This window comes from Paenibacillus sp. 01T422 (assembly GCF_056398785.1).
The window spans coordinates 1-6,270 of record NZ_JBFTQB010000337.1 but is presented as its reverse complement, the minus strand read 5'-3'; the positions used below and the strand labels follow the sequence as shown (position 1 = coordinate 6,270).

5 protein-coding genes and 1 other RNA gene are annotated in these 6,270 nt (G+C 49.5%); 3 read left to right on the top strand and 3 right to left on the bottom strand.

The window, feature by feature from the left end:
- Positions 1-39 precede the first annotated feature (39 nt).
- From AC1DUA_RS19120 to hxlB, 3 genes are all read left to right on the top strand, one after another.
- Complete coding sequence (locus AC1DUA_RS19120; protein WP_477501280.1) at positions 40-435, top strand: winged helix-turn-helix transcriptional regulator; 396 nt, start codon at positions 40-42, stop codon at positions 433-435.
- 178 nt (positions 436-613) lie between these two features.
- Positions 614-1,246 carry a 3-hexulose-6-phosphate synthase gene (hxlA, locus tag AC1DUA_RS19115; protein WP_477501279.1) on the top strand — a complete coding sequence of 211 codons (633 nt, stop codon included), beginning with the start codon at positions 614-616 and terminating at the stop codon, positions 1,244-1,246.
- The gene (hxlB, locus tag AC1DUA_RS19110) at positions 1,246-1,803 is read left to right on the top strand and encodes a 6-phospho-3-hexuloisomerase (RefSeq protein ID WP_477501278.1); all 558 of its coding nucleotides are present in this window, start codon (positions 1,246-1,248) and stop codon (positions 1,801-1,803) included. The genes hxlA and hxlB overlap by 1 nt, the downstream gene beginning before the upstream one ends.
- Before the next feature lie 447 nt (positions 1,804-2,250).
- Here the strand turns inward: hxlB and ssrA are convergent.
- The 3 genes from ssrA to rnr all read right to left on the bottom strand — a co-directional run.
- Positions 2,251-2,616, bottom strand: a transfer-messenger RNA (tmRNA) gene (gene ssrA / locus AC1DUA_RS19105).
- A gap of 168 nt (positions 2,617-2,784) precedes the next feature.
- Positions 2,785-3,267 carry an SsrA-binding protein SmpB gene (gene smpB / locus AC1DUA_RS19100; protein WP_477501277.1) on the bottom strand — a complete coding sequence of 161 codons (483 nt, stop codon included), beginning with the start codon at positions 3,265-3,267 and terminating at the stop codon, positions 2,785-2,787.
- Positions 3,268-3,364: 97 nt separating this feature from the next.
- Positions 3,365-6,270: ribonuclease R (rnr, locus tag AC1DUA_RS19095; protein ID WP_477501276.1), on the bottom strand; the 2,906-nt coding region annotated here is incomplete at its 5' end.

Here is a 6,270-nt window from a genome sequence, read left to right as displayed (position 1 = left end):
TCTAGTGTGACACTATAGCAATGTGGAGGTGCTAAAGCTTTGGCCAAAGATATCCGTTCAAGAATTGAAATTGATCAAATCAACTGTGAGAAAGAACTCACTCTCGCGTTAATCGGAGGCAAGTGGAAACTTATTATCCTCTGGCATCTGGGCATCGACGGTACAAAGAGATTCAGCGAGCTTCAGAGGCTCATTCCCCATATCACGCAAAAAATTTTAACGAACCAACTCCGCGAGCTGGAAGAAGACCAGCTTGTTGAGCGGACCGTGTATCCTGTTGTCCCGCCAAAGGTTGAATATAAGCTGACTCCGTATGGAGAAAGCCTCGTCCCAATTCTTAAGCTAATGTACAACTGGGGCAAAAATTATGGCGAAGAAGTGCTCGGCAGAACCTCTCATTCTGAGCTGATGCCACTTAATACTACTGGAAAATAAACGGGAATATTCCCATCACAAACCGGCAGACTCCGCATAGAGTCTGCTTTTTTGCGCTTTAAAGTATCCTGTAGGATACTGACTTACTTGAAAGTGCGTACTTCCTTAAATTTCGGTATCGTCCTACTATGAACTCATCCCTAGAATAATAATTCATCTAAAGGAGAGATTCATTTATATGGAACTTCAATTGGCACTCGACTTGGTCAACATCCCTGAGGCAAAACAACTTGTAAAAGAGGTAGCGCCTTATATCGATATCGTGGAAATCGGAACTCCTGTGGTGATAAACGAAGGACTTCGCGCTGTCAGAGAAATCAAAGAGGCATTCCCATCACTTAAAGTACTCGCCGATCTCAAAATTATGGACGCCGGCGGTTATGAGGTGATGAAAGCTTCCGAAGCAGGAGCTGATATCATTACCGTGCTTGGTGTATCCGACGATTCCACGATTAAAGGTGCTGTGGAAGAAGCTCGGAAACAAAATAAAAAAATTATGGTCGACATGATTAATGTGAAAACTATTGCCGCACGTGCAGTGGAAATAGACAACCTTGGCGTTGACTATATCTGCGTACACTCTGGCTACGATCATCAAGCAGAGGGTAAAAACTCGCTTGAGGACTTGGCTACAATTAAACGTGTCGTAAAGCAGGCAAAAACAGCAATCGCCGGCGGTATCAAACTTCAGACACTGCCTGAAGTCATCCGCGCACAGCCTGATCTGGTTATCGTAGGCGGCGGTATTACCGGCTCCGAAGACAAACAAGCAGTTGCAGCTCAAATGCAGCAACTGATCAAACAGGGATAATGCAAACGAATATGCTGCAATCTGTATCCTCTATTCTTCAAGAGCTGGAGCGGACGCTTCAAGGTATTCGGCCTAATGAGATTGACGAGCTTGCTCAGCTAATTTCAACAGCTGAAACGATCTTTGTAGCAGGAGCAGGACGCTCGGGGCTGATGATGCGCGCATTCGCGATGAGACTTATGCATATGAGACTCCATGTTTATGTGGTAGGCGAGACCGTAACACCAGGTATTACCCAAGGAGACCTCCTTCTGGTTGGGTCAGGGTCTGGCGAGACCAAAAGCTTGACGGCGATGGCATCCAAAGCCCAAAGCATAGGCGCCTCGGTTGCTGCCATCACAATTGCACCGGAATCAACCTTAGGTAAATTATCTTCTACGGTCGTACGCATTCCTGCTTCTACCAAAGAAAGCACATCGGGCAGCTCCAGGCAGCCGATGGGAAGCTTATTCGAGCAAGCGCTCCTGCTTCTGCTGGATACGGTCGTACTAAGCCTTATGGAGATAAAGGAACTTCAAAGTACGGCTATGTTCAAGAATCACGCCAATCTGGAATAAAAGCCAGCAACAGAGCTCGGTATCCTTCCATCGGTACTTCACTGGATGGAGAGGATGCCGAGTTTTTTCAATATAAGGCTGAACAGCGATCCGGAATTACGAATCTATTACCCGATAGGAGAAGATAAGGGATACTTCCCCGATACTGGCAACGTGGATGTCCGGTCCGAGGGCATGTCATACGGGATAATGATCGCTAGTTGAGAACCACCCGGAAGCGTCGATATAAGTTCTAAAATATGGAATATGGAGTTAATGAGGGGAGTATTGAAATGTCCATCTAACTTGCTAACGAAGCTCACTCAACGATGACTACCCTAGCGGTACATTTCAATGCCGTGCTCCCTCCGCTAACGCTCCGGTCCGCGCGGGCTGAACCCTATAGGGGTTCTCCTCCCGAAACTCATACAAAAGAAAAAAGCACCCTCAACGGGTGCTTCTTCTTTTGTATGGAGGTGAGGGGAGTCGAACCCCTGTCCGAAAATATTGCCACACAGGCATCTACGGGTGTAGTCACAGTTTTGATGTCACCCGAGCAGCGCCCCGTAACCGGCTATGCGTTGGGTCAGCCTGATTGTCTTCCTACGCAAGGCCCCAGGCGGAGACCAAACGTCGTATCCCACTATAGTTGAGCCCCTATCCCAGTCACATGGGCGATGCTGAGTAGAAGCACGCTAACAGGTTATTAAGCTGCTAAAGCGTAGTTGTTTTGTGTTTTGCCATTTAATAGGCTTTAGCGTTGTTATAGTGGACGCGTCCCCACTACCCGCAACCCGCGCTCAAACTATCCCCGTCGAATCCAAGAACACCCCCGGATTGCCTTCGTTTCCGCCGATAAAGCAGAGAAGGTAAAAGACGAACAGTTGAAGCGAAATTGCTTTACAAAACATCAATCACTTGCCGTAGAGATAGTATAACACAAGCTGTCCAAAAAATAACGCTCAGGTTTGTGGAAGTCAAGGTGCTGCTTACCAAAACGGGCTACCTGGCAATCTTCTGCTTCTCTCGCAGCGCACGTTGAATATCACGTTGTGCATCCTTTTTCGCTGCTGATTCACGTTTGTCGTACTGTTTCTTCCCTTTACCGATACCAATTAGAAGCTTAGCGTATCCATTGCGGATATACACTTTCAGCGGCACGAGTGTGTAACCCTCCTGCTTCGCTTGCCCCAACATCTTGGCGATCTGCGCCTTTTTCAAAAGTAGCTTACGCGTCCGAGTCGGATCATCTGGATTACTTCGGTTACCTTGCTCAAAGGGACTAATGTGCATGTTATGAACAAAAGCTTCACCATTACGTATAGTCGAAAAGCTATCGCCAATGTTCGCTTTACCTACCCGTAGGGATTTGATCTCCGTGCCGGTTAGGACAAGACCAGCTTCGTACGTTTCCTCGATAAAATAATCGTGTGAAGCCTTTTTATTCTGGGCAAGCACCTTGCCATCTGCCTTCTTCGTTGCCACGTGAGATCCTCCTCCCGCATACTGATGACGCAGGTAAATAATGCTACAATGTGCATCCTATTGTAGCAAGATCAAGACCGAAAAGCAAGAAGCGGCGTTATCTCCGCCGCTTCTTACTAGCACCACCGTCGCCGTCACTCCGGCGACGACCACCCTTGGCGAGCGCGTTCACGCCGCTCGCCCAATCACTAGCGCCGCTGCTGCGCTCTGCAGCGGAGCCACCACCCGCTTGGGCTTCGCCCCCAAGCGCAATGCCTCCGCGGCCGCGCTTGCCTTCGCCGCGCCCAGAGCCGCTATCTGTCCGCCCTGCGCCGACAGATTCAAGCCTCGAGCTCAAGCTGCCGCCTTCGCTCAGCTTAGGACCACGCGCCTTCCCGCGACCACCGCCGGCTTTGCCGCGGTTTTCGCTCCACGGCGTGTTACCGCCTTTGCCGCGGCGCGATTTGCCCTGCCCAGCGCCTTCACTTCGCTCTTGACCTGCTTTTGCACGACCAGCATCACTTCGCTCTTGACCTGCTTTCGCACGTCCAGCTCCATTACCCTCTTGACCTGCCCTCGCACGTCCAGCTCCATTACTCTCCTGACCTGCCCTCGCACGTCCAGCTCCATTAGTTCCCTCTTGACCTTCTTTCACGCGTCTTGCCGCGCCCTCGATACGATCTTGCCCTGATCTCACACGTCTTGCTGCACCTTCTATACGCTCTTGCCCTGCTCTCGCACGTCCCTCAGCATCCTCACGAGGGGCTCTTCCTTCTTGCCCTTCCACACGGCCACGACCCGCTCCTGCACGTCCTGCCCCGCCCTCAATGCGCTCTTGACCCGCTCTCACACGCCCAGCAGCCCCGCCTTGACCTGCCCTTACACCTTCTCCGCCACCCGGAGACTTAGCAAAGCCGCCTTTACCTTTGGTATAGCCTCCCTTGCCCTTCTCAGGCTTACCTTTACCACCACGGAAGCCCTTAAACCCGGCCGCCCCTTTGAACGGCTTGCCGCTTCCTCCGCCGCCTCGATTAAAACTACCCTCTTTACGAGGCTTCATGTCCAGTAATTCAAAATCAACCGTATGCTCCTCCATATTCACGCGAGCCACACGAACTTTGATTTCATCCCCGATCCGATAGATCTTGGACGTACGCTCCCCAACAAGAGCAAACTGTCTCTCATGGAAGTTATAATAATCGTCAGTTAAATCACTTAACCGGATCAAACCTTCTACCGTGTTATCCAGTTCTACGAACATCCCGAAGCCTGTCACGCTTGAAATAATGCCCTCGAATTCTTCGCCGACTTTATCAAGCATATACTGGGCTTTCTTGAGTGCTTCTGTTTCACGCTCTGCATCAACAGCAACACGCTCACGTTCCGATGATTGTTGAGCAATATCGCTCATGCGAGAACTCAAATATTCATGACGAGTATCAGACAAAGTACCGCTTTCCAAAACTTCGCGAATGACCCTATGAATGATCAGATCGGGATAACGACGTATCGGAGAGGTAAAGTGCGAATAGAATTCCGCCGCCAAACCGAAATGCCCCAAACTCTGAGCATCATAACGAGCTTGCTTCATTGAGCGAAGCATGATTTTGCTAACGACCGCCTCTTCTGGCGTCCCCTTAATGTCTTCCAATAAGCTCTGCAACGCGCGCGGATGTACCGAGTTACCTTTGCCTTTAACCGAGTATCCGAAGTTCGTCACGAACTCCATGAAATTCATGAGCTTCTCAGCATCAGGATCTTCATGGACACGGTATAAGAAAGGCACTTTCATCCACGAAAAATGCTCAGCGACTGTTTCATTCGCAGCCAGCATGAACTCTTCAATCATCATTTCCGCGACGGAGCGCTCTCTTTTGACGATATCGGTTGGTTTCCCGTCCGCATCTACGATAATTTTAGACTCATCAAAGTCAAAATCAATCGCTCCGCGCTTCATCCGTCTAGAACGCAGTCTAGCTGCCAATTCTTCCATCCTTTTAAAATCTTCCATCAAATACGCATAACGCTCCACAAGCTCAGGCTCAGCCTCACCCGTTAGAAGCTTACGCACATTCGTATATGTCATACGCTCGCTAGTTTTAATTACACTTGTAAAAATCTCATGATGTACGACTTTGAGGTCCTCATCGAACTCCATTTCGCAAGACATCGTCAGGCGGTCTACTTGCGGATTAAGCGAACAAATCCCGTTTGACAGGCGGTGTGGCAGCATCGGAATAACACGATCCGTTAAATAGACGGAACATCCTCGGTTATAAGCCTCAATATCCAGAGCAGTGCCTTCACGCACATAGTAACTCACATCAGCGATGTGAACGCCTAAGCGGTAGTTCCCGTTTTCCAATAACTCGACATTAACAGCATCGTCCAAATCCTTCGCATCTTCACCATCGATTGTGACAATTCGTTTCGACCGGAGATCGCGGCGCCCTTGGCCAATAATCTCTTCCTCTGTAATCGAATCCGGTGCAGCTTCCGCTTCTTCCAGTACTTCCTCTTTGAAAGCTTCAGGCAGCTGGAACTTGCGCACAATTCCCAGAATGTCAACGCCTGGATCATCCTTATGACCAAGGATCTCAATGACTTCCCCTTCGGCCGCAGAGCGACCTTCTGGATAATTCACAATCTTTACTACGACCTTCTGCCCAGTGACAGCGCCATTAAAAGCATGCTGAGGAATGAAAATATCTCTCGTTACACGCTTATCATCAGCAATAACGAACGCATACGTATCCTGACTCTGAAAAACTCCCACAATCTGCGTATTAGCACGCGTAATCACACGCACGACTTCGCCTTCCAAGCGGCCCCCGCCTTGACTTCTGGACGTCACTTTCACGAAAACGATGTCACCGTTCATAGCCGTATTCAAGTCATGCGCATTAATGTAAACATCCGGATGTTCCCGGTCTTCCGGAATTAAGAATGCGAAGCCTTTCGCATGTGCCTGCAGTCTTCCCCTTACTAAATTCATGCGTTCCGGTACGCCATAACGGTCATTTC